The organism is Micromonospora sp. NBRC 110038 (genome assembly GCF_020884815.1).
GTDB classification, from domain to species: Bacteria; Actinomycetota; Actinomycetes; order Mycobacteriales; family Micromonosporaceae; genus Micromonospora; species Micromonospora haikouensis.
On sequence record NZ_BBOL01000003.1, the window covers coordinates 1 to 26581 of the forward strand.

17 protein-coding genes, 1 tRNA gene and 1 pseudogene are annotated in these 26581 nt (G+C 74.7%); 9 read left to right on the top strand and 10 right to left on the bottom strand.

Annotation, left to right across the window (positions count from 1 at the left end; genetic code table 11):
* The 3 genes from LPU61_RS11745 to LPU61_RS11755 all read right to left on the bottom strand — a co-directional run.
* Window positions 1–993, bottom strand: a 993-nt coding sequence (locus LPU61_RS11745; RefSeq protein WP_229404938.1) for a site-specific integrase, incomplete at its 3' end; no start/stop codon positions are given.
* On the bottom strand, window positions 990–1325 hold the full coding sequence (locus tag LPU61_RS11750; RefSeq protein ID WP_229404939.1) for an AbrB/MazE/SpoVT family DNA-binding domain-containing protein: 336 nt from the start codon (window positions 1323–1325) through the stop codon (window positions 990–992). The genes LPU61_RS11745 and LPU61_RS11750, both read right to left, overlap by 4 nt.
* A gap of 263 nt (window positions 1326–1588) precedes the next feature.
* Window positions 1589–1672, bottom strand: a tRNA-Leu gene (locus tag LPU61_RS11755).
* Between the two features lie 226 nt (window positions 1673–1898).
* Here LPU61_RS11755 and LPU61_RS31865 point away from each other — a divergent pair.
* The 6 genes and pseudogenes from LPU61_RS31865 to LPU61_RS11785 all read left to right on the top strand — a co-directional run.
* Window positions 1899–2081: pseudogene (locus LPU61_RS31865) on the top strand (hypothetical protein); the annotation flags it as partial.
* A 1506-nt stretch (window positions 2082–3587) separates the two neighbouring features.
* The gene (locus LPU61_RS11765; RefSeq protein ID WP_229405272.1) at window positions 3588–4310 is read left to right on the top strand and encodes a fibronectin type III domain-containing protein; all 723 of its coding nucleotides are present in this window, start codon (window positions 3588–3590) and stop codon (window positions 4308–4310) included.
* A 154-nt stretch (window positions 4311–4464) separates the two neighbouring features.
* Complete coding sequence (locus LPU61_RS11770) at window positions 4465–7098, top strand: fibronectin type III domain-containing protein (RefSeq protein ID WP_043967744.1); 2634 nt, start codon at window positions 4465–4467, stop codon at window positions 7096–7098.
* Window positions 7099–7125: 27 nt separating this feature from the next.
* Window positions 7126–8139 (top strand): MoxR family ATPase, encoded by a 1014-nt coding sequence (locus LPU61_RS11775; RefSeq protein WP_229404940.1) that lies wholly within the window; start codon window positions 7126–7128, stop codon window positions 8137–8139.
* A 14-nt stretch (window positions 8140–8153) separates the two neighbouring features.
* Window positions 8154–9329 (top strand): DUF58 domain-containing protein, encoded by a 1176-nt coding sequence (locus LPU61_RS11780; protein WP_043967740.1) that lies wholly within the window; start codon window positions 8154–8156, stop codon window positions 9327–9329.
* Window positions 9305–11701: a transglutaminaseTgpA domain-containing protein gene (locus LPU61_RS11785; protein WP_374199653.1), complete on the top strand. Its 2397-nt coding sequence runs from the start codon at window positions 9305–9307 to the stop codon at window positions 11699–11701. The genes LPU61_RS11780 and LPU61_RS11785 overlap by 25 nt, the downstream gene beginning before the upstream one ends.
* A gap of 402 nt (window positions 11702–12103) precedes the next feature.
* Here the strand turns inward: LPU61_RS11785 and LPU61_RS11790 are convergent, their stop codons facing one another.
* The gene (locus tag LPU61_RS11790) at window positions 12104–12895 is read right to left on the bottom strand and encodes an SDR family oxidoreductase (protein ID WP_229404941.1); all 792 of its coding nucleotides are present in this window, start codon (window positions 12893–12895) and stop codon (window positions 12104–12106) included.
* Window positions 12892–13875, bottom strand: a complete 984-nt coding sequence (locus LPU61_RS11795; RefSeq protein ID WP_229405274.1) for an LLM class F420-dependent oxidoreductase — start codon at window positions 13873–13875, stop codon at window positions 12892–12894. Before LPU61_RS11795 ends, LPU61_RS11790 begins: the two co-directional genes overlap by 4 nt.
* A gap of 155 nt (window positions 13876–14030) precedes the next feature.
* Here LPU61_RS11795 and LPU61_RS11800 point away from each other — a divergent pair, with 155 nt between their 5' ends.
* Entirely contained in the window at window positions 14031–15287 is a 1257-nt protein-coding gene (locus LPU61_RS11800; protein WP_082106576.1) for a low temperature requirement protein A, read from the top strand.
* A gap of 77 nt (window positions 15288–15364) precedes the next feature.
* Here LPU61_RS11800 and LPU61_RS11805 read toward each other — a convergent pair whose 3' ends face one another.
* Window positions 15365–16048: a maleylpyruvate isomerase N-terminal domain-containing protein gene (locus LPU61_RS11805; RefSeq protein ID WP_229404942.1), complete on the bottom strand. Its 684-nt coding sequence runs from the start codon at window positions 16046–16048 to the stop codon at window positions 15365–15367.
* Between the two features lie 18 nt (window positions 16049–16066).
* Window positions 16067–16954 (bottom strand): phosphatase PAP2 family protein, encoded by an 888-nt coding sequence (locus tag LPU61_RS11810; protein ID WP_043967729.1) that lies wholly within the window; start codon window positions 16952–16954, stop codon window positions 16067–16069.
* 85 nt (window positions 16955–17039) lie between these two features.
* On the opposite strand from LPU61_RS11810, the gene LPU61_RS11815 reads away from it, so the two are divergent.
* Window positions 17040–17819 (top strand): DUF3159 domain-containing protein, encoded by a 780-nt coding sequence (locus LPU61_RS11815; RefSeq protein ID WP_043967728.1) that lies wholly within the window; start codon window positions 17040–17042, stop codon window positions 17817–17819.
* 244 nt (window positions 17820–18063) lie between these two features.
* Here the strand turns inward: LPU61_RS11815 and LPU61_RS11820 are convergent, their stop codons facing one another.
* Window positions 18064–20961: a glycoside hydrolase family 48 protein gene (locus LPU61_RS11820; RefSeq protein ID WP_199486205.1), complete on the bottom strand. Its 2898-nt coding sequence runs from the start codon at window positions 20959–20961 to the stop codon at window positions 18064–18066.
* A gap of 925 nt (window positions 20962–21886) precedes the next feature.
* Here LPU61_RS11820 and LPU61_RS11825 point away from each other — a divergent pair.
* Window positions 21887–23386 (top strand): GH1 family beta-glucosidase, encoded by a 1500-nt coding sequence (locus tag LPU61_RS11825; protein WP_043967726.1) that lies wholly within the window; start codon window positions 21887–21889, stop codon window positions 23384–23386.
* A gap of 99 nt (window positions 23387–23485) precedes the next feature.
* Here the strand turns inward: LPU61_RS11825 and LPU61_RS11830 are convergent, their stop codons facing one another.
* A complete protein-coding gene (locus LPU61_RS11830) occupies window positions 23486–23905 on the bottom strand; it encodes a roadblock/LC7 domain-containing protein (protein WP_198956689.1) in 420 nt (139 codons plus the stop codon).
* A gap of 5 nt (window positions 23906–23910) precedes the next feature.
* On the bottom strand, window positions 23911–26526 hold the full coding sequence (locus LPU61_RS11835) for a nitrate- and nitrite sensing domain-containing protein (RefSeq protein WP_229404943.1): 2616 nt from the start codon (window positions 26524–26526) through the stop codon (window positions 23911–23913).
* Between the last annotated feature and the right edge of the window lie 55 nt (window positions 26527–26581).

The window sequence follows — 26581 nt, forward strand, 5'->3', positions numbered from 1 at the left end:
CAGCGCTGCGAGCGCGGCAGCTACCTCATGGATGGTCGCGCGGACGTAGGTGGCTGTGGTGCCGGCCTCACCACCGCTGCCCGAATGTCCGGCATAGGCGCGGGCGATGGCGTAGCCGAAATTCCGCTCCACCCACGTCAACGTGGTGTGCCGCAGCCAGTGGGTGCTGATCTGCTGCGCATGTACCCAGGGTAGGTGTTCACCGATCCGCACCCAGAGATGGTCGTACCGTCGGTAGGTAATCGGCTGCCCGCTGCGATACCGGAACAACGGCCCCTCCTCCGTTGCGTGCCGCTGCTCGGCGTGGCGCTGCAGGTACCGCATGAGTGTGGGCGACACCGGCTGCCACCGCACCGTCTCGCCCTTCTCCCGCAGCAGGATGAGGCACTGATCCGGGTCCAGGTCGACCGGCCGCAAAGCTAGGGCCCCGCCCCGGCGGCACGCCGTCTCGGTGTGCAACCGCAACAGCAGACTGTCCAACGCTGGGTCGTCACCGGTGGACGCCGCGACCTCGTTGATCTCCGCGAGGCGAGTGTCCGCCAGCGCCCGCCGGGTGCTCGGCAACCGCCGCGGCTTCGCCACCTTCAACGCAGGGTTGTCCGCCTCCGACAGAAGCCCGTCGGCGACCGCACGCCGGTACAGGCAGCGCAACGACGCGATCAGATGCTCCGCCGCACTGCGCCCACCCCGGGCGTTACGCCGGGCCACGACATGCGTCTTGACGTACTCCGCAAACCGCTCGATCTCCGACGGCGTCGGCTCGTCAATGCGCCGCGCGCCCCACTGCTCGACCACGCGCTTCCAGTACGACCCGTACGCCCGCCGTGTGCCCGCGGTGACGGCAGCCGCCACGACCGGCACGTACTCGGCGAACGTCGGTGCCGGCGGACGGTCCGACGCCGCTGCTTGCAGGTCCGCTGGGGAGATGCCCATCCGCGACAGCAGCAGTCGGGCAGCCTCCAGTTCCGCTTTGCTCGCCGTGCTCGCGCTCATGTCGGATCACCACCCAGCACTGCCCGCTCGGCCTGGGCAATCATCTCGTCCAAGGCCATCGGCGGGTACACCACGAGCAGGTTCGCGGCGGGGTCTGCGGTCAGTAGGACACGGTCCCCCGCCGAGAGGCCGCACCAGTGCCGTACCGCGGACGGCAGCAACAGGTGCCCCTGGCCGGTGACAGTGAAGACTCCCTGAGGGTCGCAGCGCACGGCGATGACGCCACCACCTTGACGGATGTCCAGGCGGGCACCGGGCTCCCAGCCCATTGCTCCGATGATCGACCGATCACGGAGCCGGCCACTGCTGTCGACCGAAGCCAGGCGATACATCCTCGCCTCGGTGCGCTGCCGCGGGAGTGCAGGCATCGGTAACGGCGCCCGACGCAGCGGGCCACCAGAGCCGGTCCGAGCTGAGCGCCCCTGGTCCGGAAGCAGGACCGGAGGGACGACGGAAGCCACCGCGGGCTCAGCCACATCGACCACCACCGTCGGCCGGCACGAGGCCGGTGAAGGTGGTCGGGAAGATCAGATTCGCGTGGTCAATGGCGCTTGACCACCGGTACGTCAGGTACGGCACAGGTGCCGCAAAGTTGTGTCCGAGGGGGGACTTGAACCCCCACGCCCTATACGGGCACTAGCACCTCAAGCTAGCGCGTCTGCCATTCCGCCACCCGGACCTACTCGCTCAGCCTACCGTGTCGACCGGAGGGGATTTCACCACCCTCGGGCCGCCCCGGTGGGCCGCACGGGGGCTTACTTTACACGGCGCACGTGGATCATGCACATCACCCTCGGGCCGCGACGTCCGCCCAGCTCAGAGGCGGCGACGGCCGGCCTTGAGGGCGCCTTGGAACGATCATGGCCGACCCGGCGGGTGGCGTCGGGACGCCCTCTCCGGGCAGCATGGCTGACGTGTCACAGCCCTCTCCCCTGGCCGCACTCCAGCACCGGGCGCTCGCGCTGCGCGCCGCCGGCGACGTCGTGGCTGCCTGCCGGCTGTTGGCCGACGCGATCGACCCGCTGAGGGCCAGCTTCGGCGAGGACCATCCGGAGGTCCTGGGCACCGCCCACCTGCTGGCCCGCCTGCATCGCGAGGCCGACGACCCGGCCGCCGCGCGACGCGTACTGGAGGAGGCCCTCGCGGCCGGCGAGCGCCGGTGGCATCCCGCGGACCCGCTGATGCTCGCGTTCTCCTTCGATCTCGCCTCGGTCGCCGAGGAGCTGGGCAACCGACACGAGGCCCGCCGCCACTACGCCCGGGTGGCCGATGCCGGTCCCGCCGTGCTCGGTGCGGACCACCCGGCGGTGCAGGCGGCTCGGCACTACCTCGGGGGCGCGGGGGCGGGCACGGCGCCGCCTCTTCCTCCCGGTCCGTCCGTTACCCCCGGGCCGCGCGATTCGACCAGGCCCCCGGTGCCGCCGGCGTTCCCGCGTCAGCCACCGCCACCACTGCCGGTGTCCGCCCCGCCACGGCAACTGCCGCCGCCCCCGCCACCGCCCCGGATCCCGGCGCCGTCCCGGTCGCCGGAGTCCACCGCGCCCGCCACCACCCGGCACGTGTCGGAGCCGCCGCACCCGGCGACAGTGCCGGGCGTCCCGCCAGTGCCGGCGGTGGCCGCTCCCCCGACGGCTGCGGCGAAGCCCGCATCCGGCACCGACGCGCCGCAGCCGCAGCCGGTCTCGCCATGGGCTCCGCAGGCGGCTCCGCCGGCACCACGGATCCCGGCTCCCCCACGGCCGGGGCCCGGAGGGCAGGGCGGGCCGGTGCCGCCTCCGCCGGTGTCGGCCGCGCACGGCGGGACGGTCGCACCGCGACAAGCGCAACCGGAGACGATGCGGGCCGGCGGTCCCGCACCGGCCGACGCGGCTTCCGCCTGGGCACCGCAGCCGGCGGCCGAGGGTGGTCGCCCGGCACCCGCTTCGCAGGCTCCGGTCCCGGCTGTCCCGCCCACACCGCGCACCGCGCCGGCTCCGCCGGGCCCGCGCGCGCCCGCCGAGCCGGGGCCGCAGCCGTCGCCGCCGCCCGCCCCGGCTCGCGGTTGGGACGAGCCGACCATCCAGGTACGGCAGATCGACCCCCTGCTGCGGGAGGAGGCCGCCCGGCAGGAGGCCATCCGGGCGGCGACCGGACCGGGCGGCGACAGCTCGTCGGCCCCGGCGATCGGGGCGGGCCCTTCCGTGGGCGCTTCGCCGGTCAGCGGGCCCGTGAGCGACGCGCCCGCCAGCGCCCCGCCTGCGCGCGAAACACCGGTCGATGGTCGACCCGTCAGCGGCGCTCCGGTCAGTGGGAGCCCGGTCAGTGCAAGCCCAGTCAGCAGCGCCCCGGTCAGTGCAAGCCCGGTCAGCGGCACTCCGGTCAGCGGGTCGCCCGTTCCGCCGTGGGGCATGACCGCACCGCCCTGGAGCAGGGTCTCGCCGCCGCAGTCGCCGGCCGAACCGGTCGGCGCGGAACCCACCGCCCGGGACGACGCTGAGCCCACCGCCCCGATCGGAGCTGAGTCCACCGCACCGGGCTGGGCGGGCCACCCGCCCGCCGAGAGCACGCACCCATCGAGGCCGATCGGCCAGGGCCACGGGGCAGCGCAGCCGGACGTGCCCGTGCCGCCACCGGCACCGGACCGCCGACCGGCGGCTCGACCCCACCAGCCGCCGTGGCCCGGTCAGGGAGCGGTCGAGCCGGGACCGGTCGGCCACGGGCACGCACCGGTCGAGCACGGGCCGGTCAAGCACGGTCCGGTCGCACAGGGGTGGGACGGGCAGCCGGGGCAGGGCGGGCCGGCGTGGCCCGAGCGGGGCGGCCGGGAAGCCGACGACGGTTACCCGTCCCCGCGCGAGGCGTGGCAGACGACGTACCCCCAGGAGGAACAGGCCGGGCGCGGCCGGCTGCTGGTCGTCGTGGCCGTGGTGGTGGCCCTGGTCGTGCTCGTGGTCATGGTCGGCGTCGCGGTGCTGGTGCTCGGCCGCGACGGGGCGCCGCCGCCAACGCAGGCGACGCCGCCGTCGGCGGCGGCCGGGCCGACGGTGGACGGACCGCCGCCGGGTGACCTGAAGCTGCGCGACGACAGCAGCACGATCACCCTGACCTGGACGGACCCGTCGGCCGGCGCGGTGCCGTTCATGGTGGCCGGCGGCCGGGCCGGGCAGAAGCTGGGGGTGATGGCCACGGTGGACCCGGGGCAGACCAGCTACACGGTGAACGGGCTGAACGCCCGGGTGGACTACTGCTTCACGGTGCTCGCCGTGTACTCGACCGACGCGTTCGCCACGTCCGGGCAGGTGTGCACGCAGCGGGAGCGGACCGCGACACCGCGCTGATCGACCGTCCACATGGCATGCACGCTGGGTGCGCACGGGCCGACGGTGCGGGTTTCCCCTGTCTCAGGGTGGCCATATGATGGCACCCGGCTCACGGGAGGGTCGCCGGTGGACGGCGGTCACCTGCCACGACGACACGGGGAGGCAGCCGCTTGTGGCCATCATCGACGACGCCGTGAGCACGGAACCGGGTGCGTCCCGCCGGCGGCGCTGGCGCGGTGGCCTGGTCACCGTCGGCACGGTGTCCGCGCTGCTGGCCGCGATGGGGCTCACCGTCCTCGGGTTGGGCGCCGCCGACAACGCGGTGGCCAACTACGACGCCAGCAGTTGGCTGTGGAGCGCGGCGCGCAGCGAGCTGGCGCGGGTCAACGGCGTGACGGCGCGGGTGGACACGCGGGTGGAGGTGCCCGACTCCCGGCGGCACCCGGTGCAGGTCGTCCAGACCGACCGGCTGCTGGTCCTGCGCGACCTGAACACGGGGCAGGTCAGCTCGCTGGACCTGGCCACCCTCCAGATCACCGCCACCACCCGGACCACCCCCGGGCTGGGCGTCAACGTGGCGCTGCACGAGGATGCCGCGTTCGTGGTGGACGCCGTGCAGGGCATCGTCCGGCAGCTCGACCCGCGTTCCCTGGCCCCGGTGGGCGAGCCGGTGCACTACCCGCCGGGCATCACCGGCGGGGCGTTCGACGGCGAGGGCCGGCTGTGGGTCGCCGTGCCGGCCGAGGGCACCGTCTCGGCGGTCACGGCGGCGGAGCTGCCGTCCGAGCCGGGCTCCGCCGCGCCGCCGGGAAGCGGCATCTCGCCGAAGAGGATCGAGACGTACGACGTCGCGGAGCCCAGCCACGAGCTGGTGGTGTCCACGCTGGACGACGGGGTGGCGGTGCTCGACCGAACGGCCGGCGCGTTGGTGCGGGTGCAGCGCGGCGAGGTGGTCCGCACGCCGCTGACGATCGCCGGTCCGGGGTCGCTGCCGGCGCGTACGAGCGGGCCGAAGGTGCCGGTGACCGTCCCCGGCGAGCGGAAGGTGCACGTGATCGGCGCGGGCGGCGAGGAGCGGCAGTTCACCGTGCCGGGGCGGGGCGACAAGCTCAGCCCGGCCGTGGCGTGGGCGGACCGCTTCTACTGCGCCGACGAGTCGACGGGCACCGTCTACTCCTTCGACGCTTCCGGCCAGCTCGTCGACACGATCGGCGGCAAGGGTTCCACCGGCCCGCTGGAGCTGGAGGTGCGGGAGAACCGGCTGTTCATCAACGCGCCGGACTCGTCGACCGCCCGGGTCGTCGACGACAAGCACCAGGTGCGCGAGGTCAACAAGTACGCCAACGACGTGCTCGGCGGCGACCCGCCGCCGGTGCCCCCGCCGCCGCCACCGCCGAAGAAGCCGAAGGTGGGCAAGCCGAGCGCGCCGCGCAGCGTCACCGCGTCGGCCGGCAACGCGCGGGCCCGGGTGAGCTGGCGGCCGGCGGCCGCGAACGGTGCGGAGATCATCCGGTACGTGGTGGAGGGTGCCGGCGAGCGCCGCGAGGTGGGTGCCAACCAGCGGTCGGTGGAGGTCACGGGCCTGACCAACGGCGAGACGTACCGGTTCTCGGTGCACGCGGTCAACGCCAAGGGTGACGGCCCGGCGCGGTCCAGCAACCCGGTGACGCCGACCGCGGCGGTTCCGGATCCGCCGTCGGGCGTGACGGCCGAGGCCCGGCCCGACGGCACGGTCCTGGTGAAGTGGCCGGCGGCGAACGGCCAGGGCAACACCATCGCGAAGTACGCGGTGACGGCGAACTCGGCGGGCGCCAACGCGCCGGCCGGCGAGTCGTCGAAGACGGAGCTGGTGGTGCCGGCCGGCGAGCTGGACTACGGCACGCAGTACGCGTTCACGGTCGTGTCGGTCAACGACAGGGGCGCCGGGTCGGCGGCCTCCCCGGTGAGCAACAGCGTGGTGCCGTTCGCCGCGCCCGGCGCGCCGGTCGACCTGCGGGCGACGACGGTGGCGAACCGGCCGGGCACCGTGGCGGTGCAGTGGTCGCCGGCCGCGGCCAACGGCCGGCCGGTGACGAAGTACCTGGTGGACGCGGGGGGCCGCAGCAGCGAGGTGACCGACACCCGGGCCACCGTGGACGGCCTGGGCGACGGGCAGAGCGTCACGGTGACGGTGAAGGCGGTCAACGAGGCGGGTCCGGGCGCGGCGGCGACGGCCAACGCCCGCACGGTGGCGCCGCCCCGGGTCACGGTCACCGGTTCGTCGGCGACGGCCACGGCGGTCACGGTGAACTTCACGGTGGACGCCGGCGGCGGGCAGGCCACCTGCACGGTCAGCGTCCCGGGCGAGAAGCCGGTCACGGCGCGCAACTGCGCCAGCGCGACCGTGCCGGGCCTGACGCCGGGCACGGCGTACACGGCGACGGTGACGGCCAGCAACGCCGCCGGGGAGGGCACGGCGAAGCGGGCGCAGAGCACGGATCCGCTGTACGGGATCGCGACGTGCAACAACGGTCCCGACGGCGACCAGCGGACGTACTGCGACAAGGACGTGGCCGGCCGCAACGGCAACGAGATCTTCTCTGTTCCCCAGCAGGACAACGACAAGCAGGTCGGCTGGGCCAGACCGGGCACCCGGTTGAAGGCGTACTGCAAGCGGCAGGGCGAGAACGTCGACTCCTGGATCTACAACGACCAGAAGCAGAGCAGCTGGTGGGTGCGGGTCGAGTTCGAGGGGAAGAACTACATCCCGTGGGCCTGGCTCAACCTCGAAGGCGGCGACAACATCAACGTCCTGCCGACCTGCTGACCGCGCCACCAGGCAAGGAGCACCGCCGTGAACACGCACGAACCGCTCACCCAGCCGGAGGTGCAGGGCTTCGCGGCCCTCGCCGCCCGGCTGGCGGAGAACGTCAACTCGGTGGTGCTGGGCAAGCCGCAGGTGGTCCGGCTGGCGTTGACGGCGTTGTTCGCGCAGGGGCACGTGCTGCTGGAGGACGTGCCGGGGGTCGGCAAGACCACCCTCGCGCGGGCGATCGCCGCGACGGTGAAGGGGCGGTGGCGGCGCATCCAGTTCACCCCGGACCTGCTGCCCTCGGACGTGTCGGGGGTGACCATCTTCAACCAGGCCACCCGGGGTTTCGAGTTCCACCCGGGGCCGGTGTTCGCCAACATCGTCATCGCCGACGAGATCAACCGGGCGTCGCCGAAGACCCAGTCGGCGCTGCTGGAGGTGATGGAGGAGCGCACGGTCACGGTGGACGGGGTCCGGCACCCGGTGCCGCAGCCGTTCCTGGTGGTGGCCACGCAGAACCCGGTGGAGATGGACGGCACGTACCGGCTGCCGGAGGCGCAGCTCGACCGGTTCCTGGTGAAGCTGTCCGTCGGGTATCCCGACGAGGCGGTCGAGGTGGAGGTGCTGCGCGGGGCGACGGTCCGCTCCCCCGAGGCGCTGCCGGCGATCACCGACACCGACACGGTCGGTGAGATGGTGCGGATGGCCCAGCGGGTGCACATCGCCGAGCCGTTGTACGCGTACGCGGTCCGGCTGGCCGCCGCGACGCGGGGTCACCCGCAGGTGCGGGTGGGGGTGAGTCCCCGGGGGGTGATCGCGCTGACCCGGGCGGCGTGCGCGTACGCGTTGATCGACGGGCGGGGCTGGATCATGCCGGAGGACCTGAAGGCCCTCGCCGAGCCGGTGTTCGCGCACCGGCTGCTGCTCACCTCCGACGCGCAGGTGCGCGGGGTGAGCGCCGCCGAGGTGCTGCGCCAGGCGGTCGCCTCGGTGCCGGTGCCGCTGCCGTCGGGCCAGGTCGCCCCGGCCCCGGCCTCGCCCCTGGTGCAGGGCTGAGGCGGCTGCGGGGCGTGGGGATCACCGCCCGGGGTGCCGGGCTGCTCGTGGCTGCGGTGGTGCTGCTCGCTGCCGGTTTCCGGTTCGCGTACCCGGAGTTGACGCTGCTGGGCGTGGCGGCGGCAGGGGCGGTGGGCTACGCGCTGCTGGTGGCGCTGTGGCGGCCCCGGCTGGAGGTGACGCGGCGCGCGGACCCGGACCGGGTGTCGCGGGGCGAGCCGGCGCGGATGGTGCTGACGGTGCGCAACGCGGGGCGGCTGCGGGCGGCGAACCTGCTCGCGGAGGACCGGTGCGGTGACCGGACGGTGCCGGTGCCGGTGCTGCGGTTGCGGCCGGGGCGGGACACGACGGTCGACTACGACGTGCCGACGGACCGCCGGGGGGTGGTGCCGGTCGGTCCGCTGCGGGTGACCCGGCGCGACCCGTTGGGGCTGGTGGCGCTGGCGCGGTCGTATTCGGCGGTGGTGCCGGTGTGGGTGCACCCGCGGATCCACCCGCTGACGGCGGTGCCGACGGGGGCGGGGCGCAGCCTCGACGGCCGGGTGGACGGGGTGCCGCAGGGTTCGATCACCTTCGACTCGCTACGGGAGTACGTGGTGGGCGACGAGCTGCGCCGGGTGCACTGGCGCACCAGCGCCCGGGTGGGCGAGCTGATGGTGCGGGAGAACGTCGACACCAGCCTGCCCCGGATCGTGGTGCTGCTGGACAACCGGGCGACCGCCCACCCGGGCCGGGATCCGGAGTCGTTCGAGTCGGCGTGCGAGGCGGCGGCGTCGGTGGTCGCGGCGGCGCTGCGCGCCGACCTGCCGGTGTCGTTGCTGCTGGTCGCGCCGGAGGGGCTGACCACGCCGGAGGGGCCGGCCGGGGAGGCCGCCGGTGCGGGCATCGGGCCGCTGGACCGGCTCGCCGCCGCCCGGCTGGACACCGGGGACGCCACGGCGGCGTTGCGGGCGGCGGCGACCCGGCTGCGCCGGGACCGGCTCGGCGACACGTTGGTCTTCCTCACCGGGCCGGGCGGCCGGGGCGAGCTGGGGCATCTCGGTGCGCTGCGCGGGGCGTACCCGTCGGTGGTGGTGGGGGTGTTCGGGGCGACGGAGCCGGCGCCGGCCGGCGCGACGGGGATCGTGGTCGTCGACGCCGCCGACGGGGCGGCGTTCGCGGCCGAGTGGGACGGGGTCCGCCGGTGGTGAGAGTGTGGCGGGCGCTGCGGGCGGCGCCGCTGCCGGTCGCGCTGGTCGCGATGGTCGCGCTGACCGGGGTGGTGCTCGGCCGGGTGTACGCGGGTGGGCTGCTGACCCGGCTGGTGGTCGGCGCGGCGGTCGGTTCGGTGCTGGTGAGCGTGGTCGCCCGGCGGCTGCCGTCCTGGCTGGTCGCCCCGCTGTCGGTGGCGGGCCTGGCCGGTTTCACGGCGTGGTCGCTGCGGGTGTCGGCCGACGCGGCGGGGCTGCCGGGCTCGCTGGTCGAGGTGGCGGCGGACGCGGCCCGCAACGGCATCCCCCGGCTGCTGACCGCGATGATCCCGGTGGAGCCGACGCCGGACACGGTGCTGGTGCCGCTGGTCGCGGCGTGGCTGGCCGGGCTGGCGGGGGCGGAGGTGGCGCTGCGGGCCGGCCGGGTGCTGCTGGGTTACCTGCCTCCGGCGCTGCTCTACGCCGGGGCGGTGTACGTGGTGGGGCCGAACGCGGACCCGGCGGTGTGGCCCACGGTGGCGTTCGCGGCGGTCGCCGCGCTGGGGCTGGCGGTGCCGGCCGGCCGGCCGGGCCCGTCGGCCCCGGATCCGACGGCCGGGCTGGCACCGGGGGTGCGGGCGGCCGTTCGGGTACGCCTCGCCGCCACCGCCGCCGCCGGCCTCGTCGTGGTGGTGGGGCTGGCGGCCGTGGTCGGGCCGGTGGTGGCGGGCCGGGTCGACGAACGCCCGGTGGACCCGCGCCGGTACGTGGAGCCGCCGCAGGTGGAGTCGCTGGACGAGAACCCGCTGATCCGCATCTCCGGCTGGGCGTTGAACCCGGGGCAGAAGCTGCTGGACGTGGCCACCGAGCGCCCCGACGGCCCGGCCGGTGCCACCGGGAACGCTGCCGGCAGCCGGTCGGTGCGGATCCGGCTCGCGGTGCTCAGCGACTACGACGGGGTGACCTGGCGGGTCGGTGCGACGTACCGCAACGCCGGCCGGATCCTGCCGGCGACGCAGCCCGAGCCGGGGGCGACGGTGGAGACGGTCCGGCAGGAGATCACCGTGGCGGACCTGAGCGGGCGGCTGCTGCCGGCCGTGGCCACCCCGCGTGCGATCGGCGGGGCCCGGGTGGCGTACGACCCGCTGACGGGGACGCTGATCCGGCCGGAGGGGCTGACGCCGGGGCTGCGGTACACGGTCACCTCGGCGGCGGAGCGGCCCGACAACAACCTGCTCGCCACGGCGGACGTGCCGGCCGGGGAGGAGGTGGCCCGGGTGCTGCGGGTGGCCGACGGGGTGCCCGACCCGGTGCGCCGGCTCGCCGCCCAGCTCGCCGAGGACAACGGGGCCCCGTACGCGCGGGCGGCGGCGATCGAGCAGTTCCTCGCCGAGCACTACCGGGTGGTGGCGGACGCCCCGAGCGGGCATGCGTACCCGAATCTGAACTTCTTCCTCTTCGGCCCGCGCAACGGCGGCGGGCAGCGCGGCACGTCGGAGCAGTTCGCGGCGGCGTTCGCGGTGCTGGGCCGGCTGTCGGGTTTGCCGACGCGGGTGGTGGTGGGCTTCTCCTCCAACGGCAACGGGCCGGTGCGGGCGGCGGACGCGTTCGCCTGGCCGGAGGTGCTCTTCTCCGGGCTCGGATGGGTGGCGTTCGACCCGCTGCCCCGCCCGGACGACGAGCCGCGCCCGGTGGAGGAGGACTTCCGTCCGGTGCCGGAGGACCCGCCGCCGTCGGAGGTGCCCGAGCCGACCCCGGAGCCGACGGAGGCGCCGTCGCCGCAGGCGGGGCCGGCGCGCCCGGTCGACTCGGGCGGGCTGCCGACGCCGGTGCTGGTCGGTGGCGGCGCGGGCGGCCTGCTGCTGGTGGTGGGGGCGGTGCTGGCGGCGCTGGCCGGGATGCGTCGGGCGCGGTCGAGGAGCCGGCTGTCCACGGGCGACCCCGGCCAGCGGATAGCCGGCGCCTGGCGGGAGGTGACCGACGCGCTGCGGCTGGCGGGTCGGCCGGTGGGCGGGGACCTCGCCGCCACGGAGGTGGCGGAGCGGGCCCGCGCCGCCCTGGCCGAAGCCCGCGCCACCCGGGCCGACCGCAGCGACCGTGAAGCCGGGAAGGAGCGTGACGCCTTGGTCGACCGCGACGCCGGGGCCGACCGCGAAGCCTTGGCTGTCACGCGCACGGCTCGGGCCACCGCCAGTGCCGTGCCGCCCGACCTGGCGGAGCTGGCCGGGCTGCTCAACCGGCTCGCCTTCGCGCCGGGCGCTGCCGCCAACGAGCAGGCGGACCGGGCCGCCACCCTGGCCGGCGAGTACGTCGCCGCCCTGCGCGCCGCCCGCCCCTGGTGGCGCCGGCTGCTCTGGTCGATCCATCCTGGCCCGCTACGTTGGCGCCCCTGACCCGCCCGCCACCCGACCGCCCGCGCTCCGCGCACCGCGCACCGCGCACCGCGCACCGCGCACCGCGCACCGCGCACCGGCGATCTTGCACTTGCGGCCCCCGGGAAGTCTATTTCGCCCCGTAATGCCCGGTCCGCAAGTGCAAGATCGCGGAAATGAAGGGGCGACGACGGGCAGCGCGGGCCGGACCCGCGCCCGAACCCGCGCGGAGCCGGCCCGCGCCGCCCGCGACAAGATCGCGCTCCTGCATGGATCGAGTGGCATCGGCGTCGCGTGGAGGCCACTCGATCCCGGATCGAGCACGATCAAGACCGGGCCCACGAGGAGACCCGGGCCAGGCACGGGCCCACGCGGAGAGCGAAGTCAGGCGCGGAGGCACGCGGAGACGCGGCGGCCCTCAAGTCAGGCGCGGAGGCGGCGGACCAGTTTGCGGAGGCCGGCCTGCCAGCCGTCCGGGTCCTCCGCGCGGCGGAGGGCGTGCTGCGCGACCTCGGGGTGGGGCAGGATGAGGAACCGCTCCTCGGCCAGTCCGGCGATCACCGCGTCGGCCACCCGGTCGGGGTGCAGCACCGCGCCGGAGGCGGCGATCACCCGCGCTCCGAGGTGCCCGGTGGCCAGCCCTTCGGCGAGCATCGGCGTGTCCACCCCCTGCGGGCACAGCGCGCTGACCCGGATGCCCTGGTCCCGGTAGGTGACGGCGAGCCACTCGGCCAGGCCCACCGCCGCGTGCTTGGTCGCGGTGTACGGGGCGTCGCCGACGGCGGTGAGCAGCCCGGCGGCCGAGCAGGTGTGCAGCAGGTATCCCTGGCCCCGGGCCAGCATCCCGGGCAGCACGGCCCGCGTGGAGTGGACGTGGGCGAGCACGTTGACCCGCCAGGCCCGGTCCCAGTCGGCGTCGGCGGCGTCCAGCCCTGCCGCCGTGGCGACGCCGGCGTTGGCGCAGAACAGGTCGATGTGGCCGTACCGCCGCTCGGTGTCGGCCACCAGCGCGCGGACCTGCTCCTCCACGGTGACGTCGAGGCCGGCGGCGTGGGCGACCGGGCCGACGGCGGCGGCGACGGCACGGGCGGCGTCCGCGTCGAGGTCGGCCACCACGACGGCCGCCGCGCCCTCGGCGGCGAACCGGTGGGCGAGGGCCGCGCCGATGCCGCCGGCACCGCCGGTGATCACGGCCACCCGGCCGGTGAGGTTCACGTCGGCTCCCCGCCCCCGACCGGCCCGAGCCGGGCGATCAGGTCGGCCAGGGCCGCCGGGCCGCCGGCGGCCAGCTCGGGGGTGGGCAGCAGGGCCAGCACGGGTACGTCCACTCCGGCGTCGGCGTAGCGGCGCACCTGGTCGCGGCACTGTTCGGGCGAGCCGTGCAGCACGAGCGCGTCGACGACCTCGTCGGGCACGGCGGCTGCGGCGCCCCGCCGGTCCCCGGCCGCCCAGGCCCGCCACACCGGGTCGAGGATCTCCGCCCGGCCCAGCCAGCGGTGGAACGCCGCGTACGCGGGCACCGTCAGGTAGGTGGTGATCAGCCGGCGGCCGAGGGCGCGGGCGTGGCCGGCGTCGGAGGTGGGGCAGACGAAGATCCGGGCGACCACCTCGAACCCGTCGGGCCGCCCGCCCAGCTCGGCGACGGCGGTGGGCACGTCCTCGGCGGCGAGCCAGTTGAGGATCACCCCGTCGGCCTCGGCGGCGGCCAGCCGCAGCATGCCCGGGCGCAGGGCGGCCAGCAGCAGCGGCGGCGGCACGGCCGGCGGCCGTTCCAGGGTGAACCGGCGCACGGCGAAGGTGTCGTACGCGCCGTCGACGGTCTGCCCGGCCAGGGCGGCGCGCAGGAAGCGCAGCACGTCGCGGGTGCGTTTGAACGGTTCGTCGAAGGCGACGGCGTTCCAGTCGCCCACCACCACCGGGGAGGACGCGCCGATGCCGAGCGCGAACCGGCCGGGGGCCGCCTCGGCCAGCGCGGCGGCGCTCATCGCGAGCAGGCCGGGGCCCCGGGTGAAGGCGGGGGCGATGGCGGTGCCGAGCCGCAGCTCCGGCTGCCAGGCGGCGGCCAGCGCCAGCGGGGTGAACGCGTCGGCGCCGTTGACCTCGGAGGACCACACGTCGGTGAAGCCGGCCCGGTGCAGGGTGGCGAAGGCGGCGGCGTGGTCGGCCAGCGGGAGGCCGCCCAGCGGCACGGTCATGCCCCATCGGTTCGTCACCGGTCGATCCTGCCCGCTGCCCCGCGCTCCCGGCAAGGGCGGCGGATCGTGGCGGATCCGGGGGAACCGGGCCGGGGCGGCGGGCCGGGGTGCTACGACTGCCAGGTGGAGCGGTACGACGGCGGGAGCCGCTGAGCATGGCCGCCGGGGCGGACCGGCCCGGCCGGTGGTGGCGCGCACCCCCGCCGGGCTGGGTGAGCGGCCTGCAGCCCGCGACCGCGGGTACGACCCGGGCCACGTTCCTGGAGCTGTTCTTCGACCTGGTGTACGTCTTCGCGCTGACCCGCGTGTCGGCGCGGGCGTTCGAGGACCTGGCGGTGGAGGCGGGCGGCACGAGCGGCTGGTCGCCGTTCACGGGCACGGGGAAGACACTGCTGCTCCTGCTGGCGCTCTGGTCGGTGTGGCAGGGCACCGCGTGGACCACCAGCCGGTACGACCCGTACCACTTCGGGTTACAGGCGGTGGTGGTCACCGCGCTGGTGGCGAGCATGGTGATGGGGGTGGCGATCCCCCGCGCGTTCACGGTGAGCGGGTTGGCGTTCGCCGCCGCGTACGTGGTGGCGCAGGTGACCCGGCCGCTGCTGCTGCTGGTGGCGCTGGGCCAGCACGAGTACCGCCAGCTGAAGCTGCGCATGTTGATCACCTACCTGTTCCTCGGGGTGCTCTGGCTGACCGGCGCGTTCCTACCCACGAACCCGCGGGTCGTGCTGTGGGCGGCGGCGCTGGCCGGCGAGTACCTCGCCTCCCGGTTCGGCTGGCCGGTGCCCGGGCTGGGCCGTTCCCGGGTCAACCGGTGGCAGGTGATCGGCGAGCACCTCGCGGAGCGCTACCAGCAGTTCTTCCTGATCGCGTTGGGCGAGACGATCCTGGTGGTCGGGCTCGCGTACAGCGCCCACCCGTTCGGGCTGGCGCGGACGGTCGCCTTCGGCACGGACATCGTGATCTCGGTGCTGCTGTGGCGGATCTACTTCCAGCGGGCCGGGCAGATCCTGCCCGAGGCGGTGGCGAAGGCGACCCGGCCGGCGGTCATCGGCCGGTCCGCCGCCGACACCCACCTGGTGATGGTGATCGGCCTGACCGCCACCGCGATCGGCTACGAGCTGACCATCGAGCACCCGTTGGGCCATCCGGCGGCGGCCTGGATCGCCATGGTGGTGGGCGGCCCGGTGATCTTCCTGGCCGGCCGGGCCCGCTTCGAGTACGAGGTCTTCGGCCGGGTGTCGCGATCGCGGTGGATCGCGGCGCTGGCACTGCTGGCGGCCGTACCGGTGCTGTTGCACGTGGCGACGCTGGTGTCGGCCGCGGCGGCGGCCCTGGCGCTGCTGGCGGTGGCGGTGGCGGACGCCCGGCGGGCCTGGGGCCGCCCGCCGGAGCAGCCCGCGCCGCCGTTCTGACCCCCGCCTGCGAGCCGGGCCGGCGGGCCCCCAGGGTGCCCCCGGACGACCTCGACGGAGTCGGGGTGCCCGACGGGTCAGCCGCCGAAGGCGAGCAGGCGCAACCCGGCGGCCCCGAGCGCGGTCCGCTCCCGGCCGGTCAACGGGTCCCGGCCGGTGGCCTTGCGGAGCACCGTCAACCGGTCCCAGCCGAGTTCGGGCGGCACGGCCCGGCCGCCGGTCAGCAGCGTCGCGACGACCTCGGCCGCGGTCGGGGTCAGCCAGGGTTCGCGGCCCAGGGCGGCGGCCAGGTCCAGGCCGTGCACGCCGACCTCGACCACCCGGGTCACCAGGAACTCGGTCAGGGCCATCGCGTCGCCGTGCCGGGTGCGGACCACCCGGTCGACGCTCTGGCGGGCCACCGCCGCGTCGGCCGCGCGCCAGTCCCGGTCGAACGCGGCGGCGATCCCGGCCGGGCCGGTCGCCTCGCGGGCCTGCCGGCGGGCGCTGTCGACCCGGTCCCGGTCGACCTGTGGGGCGAACTTGGCCGCGCCGAAGTAGCCGGCGGCGTCCACCTCGGCGCGGGGCGGGGCCGGGGCGGCGAGCATTCCGGTGAGCCGGCCCGCGCCGGCGTGGACGTGGGCGACGAGGTCGCGTACGGCCCAGGGCGGGCAGTCGGTGGGCCGGTCCAGGTCGGCGGGGGTGAGCTCGCGCAGGACGTCGCCCAGCGCCGTGCACTCGTCGCGGAACGCCGCCCGCACCGTGTCGTGGGTCGTCCGCATCGGTTCCCTCCTCCGCCGTCAGCCCTTGACGCGGGGCACCAGGCGGTGCACGACGGCGAGCACCAGCGCCGCCACCACGGCCATCGTCCCGGCGATGCCGGCGGCGCTGCCGGCGTAGCCGACGAACAGCGACCGCCGGCCCATCTCGTCCGGGTCGAGTTGGGGCAGGTCGACCAGCCAGGACAGGGCCAGCGCCGAGGCCACCACGGCGATCGCCCCGCCCAGGCCGAGCACGACGGCGGCGACCCGGTGCGCGTCGGCGGGCTCCACCTGGGCCTGTTCCCGCTGGGTGACCAGGAGCAGCAGCCCGGCCAGCGCCGCCCAGACGCCGACGACGAGGAACGCCGCGACGGCGTCGCTGGGCCGGTGCCAGCCGGCGGAGAGCGTGGCCACGCCGGCCACGGCCGCGTACGCGGTGCCGAGGTATGCGCCGAGCACCCGGACCGTGGGCGGGAGGACCAGGATCAGCGCGAGGGCCACCGACGCGGCCACGGTGGTGTGCCCGCTGGGCAGGCTGTTGCCGGCGGCCGACCGCTCGGGGTCGATGCCGAAGTCGGGCCGGGCCAGGAAGTGTTTGAGCAGCTGGGTGCTCACGTTCGCCCCGGCGATGAGCAGGGTCGCCGTGATGGCCAGGGCGACCCGCCGCCGGATGAGCGCGATGAAGCCGATCATCGCCGTCGCGGCCAGCAGCGACAGCGCGGACATCGTGTTGAGGATGCGGTTCACCGGCTCGGCGATGCGGTCCTGGCCGATCTGGTTGCCGGTGAGGGCGACCGTGTCGAGCCACTGGCCGAGCTCGGTGTGCAGGGCGGCGCGCCACACGACGAGGAAGGCGGCTGTCTGGGCCAGGGCCAGTACGACCAACCAGACCGCCGTCCAACCCCTCGCCGTCGCGCGCACCCGCACACCGTAGCGGCACTCGCCGGAGCGTCCCCCGGTGGCCCGCCGGGGCCCTGCGGTTAGTTTGGGGCGGACGTACAGGAGGTTGCCGGTGACCGCCGCACCCGGGCCCGAAGGCCCTTCGCACCCCGTTCCGTCGCCCCCGGCCGACCGGCCCGAGTCCCTCGCCGACCTGCTCGGCGGGCGGCGCGGTGCGGTGGACGCCACCGCACCGCCGGTGGCGTTCGCGCTCGGTTGGCTGGCCACCGGTCACTCACTGGTCGGCGGGGTGGCCGCCGCCGTGGTGGCCGGCACGGCGGTGGCGGCGTGGCGGCTGCGGCGGGGCGACCGGCCACGGTCGGTGCTGATCGGGCTGCTCGCGGTCTGCGTGGCCGCGCTGATCGCGTTGCGCACCGGGCGGGCCACCGACTTCTTCCTCGTCCAGGTGCTGTCGAACGTGGCCAGCGCGCTCGCCTGGGCCGTGAGCATCGTGGTCCGCTGGCCGTTGCTGGGCGTCCTCGTGGGGGTGGCGCTGCGGCAGCGGGGCCGGTGGCGGCGCGACCCGGCGCTGCTGCGGGCGTACGGGCGGGGCAGCTGGGTGTGGGCGGCGACGTACGCGCTGCGGGTGGCGGTGTTCGTGCCGCTCTACCTCGGCGGGCAGGTGGTGGCCCTGGTGGTGGCGCGGGTGGCGCTGACCTGGCCGCTGGTGGCGTCCGCGCTGGCGGTGAGCTGGCTGGTGATCCGCCGGTCGCTGCCGGCCGGGCATCCGGGGCTGCGGCACCCGGTGACCGTGCCCGGCCCTGCGCCGGAGGCTGGGACGGGGCCCGGGACAGAGCCCGGTGCGGGGACAAAAAGGGAGAGGCCGCCACGGGGGGAGCGGCCTCTCCGGTGACGTACGTTACTCCGTCCGCGACCGTCACGTGATCCCTGGACGGTCACTTTTTCCGGGGCTTTTTCGCGGCAAGTTCAGCTTCGGGCGGTGGGGCGGGCCGGCCGGTCCGCTGCGTTGACCGGACGGCCGGCCCGCCCCGGCCTGACCGTGGGAGTCAGGCCGTCCGCCGACCGGGCTCATAGTTCCCCCGGGCCCGGTCGGGCTCCGGGTGGACGGGCCGCGCCGCCCACCCGGAGGGGTTGGGTCACCCGTTCGGGAACAGCATCCCGTAGTCGGCGTACGCCATGGCGATGTCCGACTGGGCCCAGAACCGGTGGTAGTTGAACGTCGGCTCGGGGCCGCCGTCGAGGTACGCCTGCACCTTCGGCCAGTCCGGGTCGTTCTTGTAGAACGACCGGATGTCCAGGAAGCTCTTGCCGGCGGCGATGGCGTCGCCGTTGGGCATCTTCCCGGTCCAGCCCGGGGGCACGTAGAGACCCTGGCCGTCGGCGGCGTTGTAGACGTCGTCGAAGCGCTTGTAGTCGCCGCGCTTCTCCGTCGTCGAGACACCCTTGCTGTCGGCGGAGGCGGACAGGGCGTCGAGCAGGCCCTTACCGGTGGTCTTGGCCGCCGTGTTGCCGGACTTCGCCGCGTACGCGATCAGGGTCCGGGCGAGGGAGCCGGTGACGCCGACGTCCTGGCCCGTGGAGGAGACCTCGACGTGCAGGCCGGTGTTGGCCGCCGGGCTGCTCGGGTTCCAGTTGGCGGGCTGGCCCGTCCACTTCAGCTCGGACGGGACCGACCAGTTGGTGCCCAGCGTGGTGTTCGCGATCGCCCACGGCACCCACTTGTCGAGCAGCGCCTTGGCCTTGGTGTTGCCGGTCTCCAGGTACAGCTCGGCGATGCGCTGCATCGACCAGACCTGCATGCCGAACCACTGGTTCGACGGCGGGTCGTTGTAGACCGGGTCTACGTCGTAGAACATGCCGTAGAAGGTGGCGGTGCCGGCCGGCGGGGTGCCGTAGTTGCCGTCCCAGCTGTTGGTGGCGCCACCGGCGATGCCGCCCTCGGCGGACTGGAGCCAGGTGTAGAACTCCAGCTGCCGGTCGAGGCTCTTCTGCCAGTCGCCGACCGCGGTCGGAGACTTCGGCTTCAGCTCGTTGACGTTGGTCATCGCCCAGGCCGCGAACGGGTTCTGGTAACCGAAGTGGCTGTGGCTGGAGCCGATCCGCCACGACCAGTTCTGGCTGGTGTCGTACGCGCCGCCCCAGGCGTAGTACCAGGACAGCAGGTAGTGCGCCGAGTCCTTGCCGCTGCCGGCGGGGCAGGTGCTGGCCCCGACGCAGTTGCCGATCTTCTTGAAGTACTTGTCGTACATCGCGTACCGCAGGTAGTCGCCCATCTTGGCGGCCTTGGCCACGGTGGCGGCGACGTCGGCCTGCTTGCCCTGCGCCTTGGCCCAGGTCAGCGCCCAGTACGCGGCCTGCACGGCGCGGGCGTCGGCGTCCGGGGCGTTGGTGTACTTCCACTGCTTGGCGGGGGCGCCGGTGTCCTTGACGAACAGGTCGAGGTAGCCGTACTGCCCGCCGTGCTTGAAGGTGTCGCAGGACGGCTGCGGGATGGTCTCCCACACCGACTCCTGCGTGCCCCGCTGGAAGGTGTTGATGTACGCCGGCTTGGTGGTGCCGTCACCGCAGCGGCCGAAGCCGTAGGTGTTGTCGACGTCCATCAGCCAGTGCATGCCGTAGATGTCGCCGGTGCCGTAGGTGCTCTGCAGCTCCGAGCGCAGCGGGTCCTGGCCGACCGAGATGTTCGGGTTCAGCGCCGACGGGTACTGGCTGGGCAGGTTGTACTCCGCGGCGTACTGCGGGGTGCCGGCGGAGCCCGCGGTGGGCTGGTCGGCGTGCGTGGGGATGATGTACTTCTCCATCACCGTCCACGCGTTGTTGAACGGGGCCCAGTTCTGGGTCACCCGGCCGTAGTAGGCCTCCAGCCACAGCCAGTAGCTGAACGCCTCGGAGGTGGTCTCGTGGCCGTGGTCGGGCGCCTCGACGATCAGGGTCTCGATCGAGTGGTACGGCACGCCCTCGGGGCTGAAGTAGCCCGAGTTCTTGATCTTGCCGTACTGGTCGAGGAACTTCTTGACGTAGGCGTTGTCCCCGCCCGGAACGTCGTTGTCGACCTCGGTGACGGTGATCGCCAGGGGGGCCAGGCCGGTGCCGGAGGCGGTGACGGTGGCGGTGCCGCCGACGGTGTCGGAGTCCTCCGCCGCCGCCACGGTCACGGTGACGCCGGTGTTCCAGTTCGCCGTGGTGAGGGTCGCCGAGGCCGGCGTGACGGTGATGTCGGTGTCACCGCTGCGGGTCAGGGTCACCGGGACGCTGGCCGTCGGGGCCGCGCTGAGCTTGAGGTTGAACGTGGCGGTGCCGCCCTCGCTCACGCTGACCGCGGACGGGGTGGCCACCAGGCGGGGGCCGGAGGCCGCGCTGACGGTGAACGCCTTCTCGTCGACGCCGATGCCGTTGGCGTTGTCGTAGGCCTTGGCCTGGACGGTGTAGCTGCCGGCCGGCAGGTCCTCCAGCGTGTAGCCGTACGGGGCGGTGGTGTCGGTGTTGACCAGCAGGCCGTTGCGGTAGAACTCGACCTTGCTGATCGTCCCGTCCGGGTCGCTGGCCGTGGCGGTCAGCGGCACGTCCGCCGGCGCCTCGAACGGCCCGCTCGGCACGCCGAGGGAGACCGTCGGCGGCTTGTTGGCCGGGGTGCCGTTGCAGGGGGTGCCGTTGAGGGTGAACGCCGTGGGCTTCGGGTTGCTGCCGGAGTAGCTGCCGTTGAAGCCGATGGTGGTCGACGCCCCGGTGCCGAGGCTGCCGTTGTACGACTCGTTGGTCGCGGTCACCTCGCTGCCGGTCTGGCTCCACTTGGCCGACCAGCCCTGGACCACCCGCTGACTGCTGTTGGGGAAGGTCCACTTGAGCGTCCAGCTGCTGACCGCGTCGCCCAGGTTCTTGATGGTGACGTTGCCGGTGAAGCCGCTGCCCCAGTCGTTGGTGGCGTAGACCACGTCGCAGGCCGGAGCGGCCTGCGCGGCGCCGGCCGGCAGGGCGATGCCGCCGATGACCAGCGTGGTGGCGGCGAGCATCGCCGTCCGGCGACGTCTTGCCATGAGTCTCATGTGCGCGGTGTCTCCTCGGACCAGGCCGGGGCCGCGGGGCCCCGGCGGGGCGCCTCCACGCGCGCAGGGGCACGGGGGGACGGAGGCGCTCGGGAATGGTGGTCGATCCGGCCCGGTCGGGGTTTCGGGTGCGGTGCGTCGACGCTGGTCGACCGCGCCGCGGCCCTCCTGGGGGTGCCGTCCGGATGACCGGATGCCCTCGGCGACCCGCACTCACGCGAGCTGGCTCCTCGTCGCAGTGTTCGACAGTCTTGCATGGAAGCGCTCCCACGACAAGAAGAGTCCACGAACGAGCAGCTACTTGTTTCGATCTCGTTTTGGGGCTTTCACAAACCGGTGACGGGCGTTACAGTCGCTGCATCGCCGATGGGAGCGCTTCCATCGACGGAGGTCACAGAAGGTGTTGACCGGGAGCGTCGTGCCCGCGACGTCCCCGGCACATTGCCCGAAGGCTGACGGCGGGCCAGCCCGGACGCCGCCGCCAGCCACCACCCACCGGCAATGGAGGGAGGTGGAACCAGAGCCACTCGCGTGGCCCGGCTCCCGCGCGACACGCACGACAGGACGCCAATTCCGCTCGTGCGTGTGTGCAAACAAAGGTGGGGACGGGGGTTGCCCTCCCCCGTCCCCACACTAAACCCCCCGACACCATGGGAAAAGAGGCCGACGGGTCAGGCGTGTCACGCCACCCGGCCGGCCTCGCTCGCTATGGGCGTAGCCGGCGGGCGTCTCGCAGCCACGACCGACGCCCCGACATCGCCTCCCACCAGCGCATTCGCGCGACCGGCCACGCGCCGGACCAGCCCGCACAACAGAGCCGACCCGCCACAGGCGGGCTCGGCCGCCCCCGCCTGCCTTATGCTGGGAGCGCTCCCGGCCGTGCGGCGGTGGGCACCCATCACGAGGAGAAGGCCCCATGTCGATGCTCACCCGGCGGCGGCTACTCAGCCGCGCCGCACTCTCCGCCACCGCCGGGGCCACCGGCGCCGGCCTGCGCGTGGGCGGCACGGCCGCCACCGCCGCCGTCTCCGGCGGCCTGGCCACCGGATGCGACGCCGGCACCGACCCCGACACCGACCCCACCGGCGGGCCCCGGGGCGACCTGCGCTTCCCGACCGGTTTCGGCTGGGGCGCGGCCACCTCGGCGTACCAGGTGGAGGGCGCGACCAAGGAGGACGGCCGGGGCGAGTCGGTCTGGGACACCTTCAGTCGCACCCCCGGCCGGACCCGCAACGGCGACACCGGCGACATCGCCGCCGACCACTACCACCGCTACGCCGACGACCTCGACCTGATGCGCGACCTGGGGCTGCGCAGCTACCGGTTCTCCATCTCCTGGCCGCGCATCCAGCCCGACGGCACCGGCACACCCAACCAGCGGGGTCTCGACTTCTACCGTCGCCTCGTCGACGGCCTGCACGAGCGCGGCATCTCGCCGATGGCCACCCTGTTCCACTGGGACCTGCCCCAGACGTTGCAGGACGCCGGCGGCTGGGAGAACCGCGACACCGCCTACCGGTTCGCCGAGTACGCCGAGGTGCTCTTCCGCGGCCTCGGCGACCGGGTCCCGGTCTGGCTGACCATCAACGAGCCGAAGACCGTGGTGCAGAACGGCTACCTCCACGGCCACCACGCCCCCGGCTTCCAGGACCCGCAGGCGGCCTACCTGGTCGCCCACCACCTCCAGCTGGCGCACGGGCTGGCCGTGGAGACGCTGCGGGCCACCGACAGCACCGCCCGGATCGGCCCCGCCCTCAACCTGCACCCCTGCTACCCGGCCGACGACAGCGCCGAGGCGGCCAGCGCCAGCCACCTCTACGACGGCTACGAGAACCGGCTCTACCTCGACTCGATCCTCAAGGGCAGCTACCCGGCGGACGTGCTGGCCGACCTCGGGCCCGGCAGCCGGATGGCGCGCGGCATCCGCGACGGCGACCTGAAGACCATCTCCGCGCCGATCGACCTGCTCGCCGTGCAGTACTACACCCCGTACTACCTGACCGCCACCGGCGACACGGTCACCCGCTGGCCCACCTCCCAGGCGGACTGGCAGCAGATCTACCCCGACGGCATGTACGACATCCTGACCCGGGTGACCCGCGACTACGGCCCCATCCCGCTGACCGTCACGGAGAACGGCCTGCCGCAGGCGGACACCCTCTCCCCCGACGGGACCGTCGACGACTCGGGCCGGATCAGCTTCCTGCGCGACCACATGGCCGCCGCGCACCGCGCCGTCACCGACGGGGTGCCGCTGGAGAGCTACCACGTCTGGTCGCTGCTGGACAACTTCGAGTGGGCGGAGGGGTACGACCAGCGCTGGGGCCTGGTCTACGTGGACTACGCCACCCAGCGCCGGGTGCCCAAGCGCAGCGCGCTGTGGTACCGCGAGGTGATCCGGGCCAACGGCCTTTAGCCGGGAACTCCCCGCCGGGCGGGCACGGTCGCTCCGCACCGCCCGGCGGGTGTTCCCCGGGTCGCGGCGAACCGGCGCCGGCCCGCCCGGTCGCGCCGCTCAGCCCAGCGGGGGCAGCGCCTGCTGGAGTTCGGCGCGTAGCGCCGGGGTGAGCATCTCGCCGGCCTGCTTGGCCAGCCGTGCCATCTCGTAGCCAACCACGCCGATGTCGGCGTCCCCGGCGGCCAGCGTGGCCAGGATCGAGCCGTCGCGCACCTGCATCACCAGGAAGTAGCCGCGGCCCATCTCCACGACGGTCTGCTTGACGATGTCGCCGTCGAACATCTGCGCCGCGCCGGCGGTGATGCTCATCACCCCCGAGGTCACGGCGGCCAGCTTGTCGGCGTGGTCGCGCGGCAGGTGGTCGGAGACGGCGACCAGCAGCCCGTCCGAGGAGACCACGATGGCGTGCGCCACCCCGGGCACCCGTTGCGCGAACGCGCTGACCAGCCAGCTCACGTCCCGTGCCTCCTGGCTCAACGTCATCACTGATGTCCCCCTTCGGTGCGCCCGCCGGCCGGCGGCAGGAAAATCTCGGTGGTCTCCTCGGCCTCGGCCCGCCGTACGCCGCTGTAGAGCCGCGTCAGCATGCCGCCCACGGCCTCCGGGTCCGGGTCGTGCAGGGGAGCGGGCTCCTGCGGCCGGGCCGGCTGCGTCACGGCGGCGAGCTGGGCCATCGGCACCCGGACCGGCAGGCCGCGCTCGTTGACGCCCCCGGTCACCGGCACCGTGGGCGGTGCGGCATCGGGCGTCGCCGCGCCGGCCGCCGGGCCCTGCCGCGACCACCAGCCGCCCCCGGCGGGGGCGACCGGGCCGGCGGCCGGGGTGAGCACGTCCTCCGCCCGCACCGGCACCGGCCGTCCGGGCCGGGGCACGGTGACGCTGCGCGGCCGGCGGCCCGCCACCGGCTGTTCCGCCGGGTCCGGCGGCACGGCGACGCCCGGCGGCCGAGCCGGGCCCTGGGCGGCGACGCCCGGCGGCCGACCGCCCGCCACCGGGGCCGGGTCGTCTGCCAGGGGCGCGGTCACCCGGGGCAGGTTGGTCAGGGTGGTGGTCAGCATCCGTGGCGACACGGGCGGGTCCAGCTCCACCATCGGCGGGGCCGGGGTGAGCAGGGGGGCCGGGATGCCCACCCGGGCCACGAGGCCGTCGGGGGCGGAGTGCAGGCGGACGACCACCGCGTGCCGGGCGGCCAGGTGGCTGACCACGAACAGGCCCATCCGCTCGGACGCCGCCACGTCGGCCGCCGGCGGGGTCGCCAGCACCTCGTTCGCCTCGGCGAGCGCGGCCGGGCCCATGCCCAGCCCCCGGTCGACGATCTCCACCACCGCGCCGTGCCCCTCGGGCCGGGCGGTGACCAGCACGGCGGTGTCCGGCCGGGAGAACGTGGTGGCGTTCTCCAGCAGCTCGGCGAACAGGTGCACCAGGTCGCCGATGACGTGCCCGACGACGTGCAGGTCGGCGACCTGCTCGTGGCGGACCCGCTGGTACTGCTCGATCTCGGCGCTGGCGGCCAGCAGCACCGCGCCCAGCGCCACCGGACGGTTCCACCGCCGGGTCGACTCGCTGCCGGCGAGCACCAGCAGACTCTCGTCGTTGCGGCGCATGCGGGCGGCGAGGTGGTCGAGCTTGAACAGGTTCTCCAGCTGGTCGGGGTCGCTCTCCTCCCGTTCCAGGCCGTCGAGCAGCTCCAGCTGCCGCTCCACCAGGACCTGGCTGCGCCGGGCGAGGTTGACGAACATCAGGTTGACGTTGCGGCGCATGGTGGCCTGCTCCACGGCGACGCTGACGGCGCTGCGGTGCACCGCGACGAACGCCTCGGCCAACTCGCCGACCTCGTCGAGGGAGCGGACGACCGCCGCCGGCACCTCGATCTCGGGCACCCCGCCGGTGACCTGGCGGAGCCGGTCGAGGGCGTCGGGCAGCTCGATCTGGGCGATCCGCAGCGCCTGGCCGCGCAGCAGCCGCATCGACCGGGCGATGGTCCGCCCGACCAGCACCGAGATCAGCAGGGCCACCAGCAGCACCGCGACGATCCCGCCGGCCACCAGCAGGGTGGTGCGCAGCTGGCCGGCGCTGGCCTCGTCGGCCCGGCCCACCGCGTCGTCGACGACGCTGGCCTCCAGTTGTCGCAGCAGCTCCTGGCGCTGCTCGCTGGCCGCCCACCACTGCGGGGCGGGCAGCACTTTCGGCTCCGCGCCGCCGCTGGGCAGGCTCTGCTCCTCCAGCTTCGCGGCGGCGGTGAACGCCGGGTCGACGGAGACGGCGTCGTAGCGGCGGATCTGCTCGGTGGTGGCGGCGACCCGGAACGCGCCGAGGGCGGTGAGCTGCTGCGCCCGCAGGTCGGTCAGCTCGACCTGGTCCTCCACCCCGTACCGGCCGGCGCGGGCGGCGGCGTACAGCTCCGCGCGGACCCGGGAGGAGAGTTCCTTGACCCGGGCGAGCTGGACGTAGCGCAGCACCGCCTCGTTGAGCGCCCGCCGGCCCTCCCCCGGCGAGGGCTGGGCGAGCAGGTTCAGCAGGGCGGAGACGGCCCGGTGGTAGTTGCTGAGGATCGTGTCGCTGGCCAGCACCGCCGGGGGCACCGCCGCGCGGATGTAGACGACCTGGTCGTACGCCTCCAGCGCCGCCGAGTAGGCCACCTGCCAGGCGGCGTCGGCGTCGGCCAGCGGGCCGGCCGCCCGGCGCAGCTCCTGCACGGCGGCGTCGGTGCTGGACTGCAACGGCTTCAGCGCGGCGATCGCGGCGTCCCGGGCGGCACCGCCGCCCCCGCTGCGGCGCAGCTCGGCCAGCTCGCCGGCGGTGCGGTCGCGTTCCTGCTGGAGCTGGTGCACCACGTCGGTGATCTGGCGTCCGATGCCCACCTGGCGGGCGAAGTCGCTCAGTTCGGTGGTGCGCCCGACGAGGCCCTGGGTCTGCACGCCGGCCAGCACCAGGAACGCCACGGAGGGGATGACGAGGACGGTGGCGAGCTTGGTGCCCATCCGCCAGTCCCGCAGCCGCAGGGGCGATCGGCGGCGGTGCGGCACGACGCGGACGTCGAACCGGCGCCTACGGTGGTTCGACACCCCGTTTCGCGCCGGGTCGGGACCTGCGCCCACACCTGCCTCCTAGGTCCCTCGCGTCCGCCGCACCGGACAGCGGGGTCCATCCAAC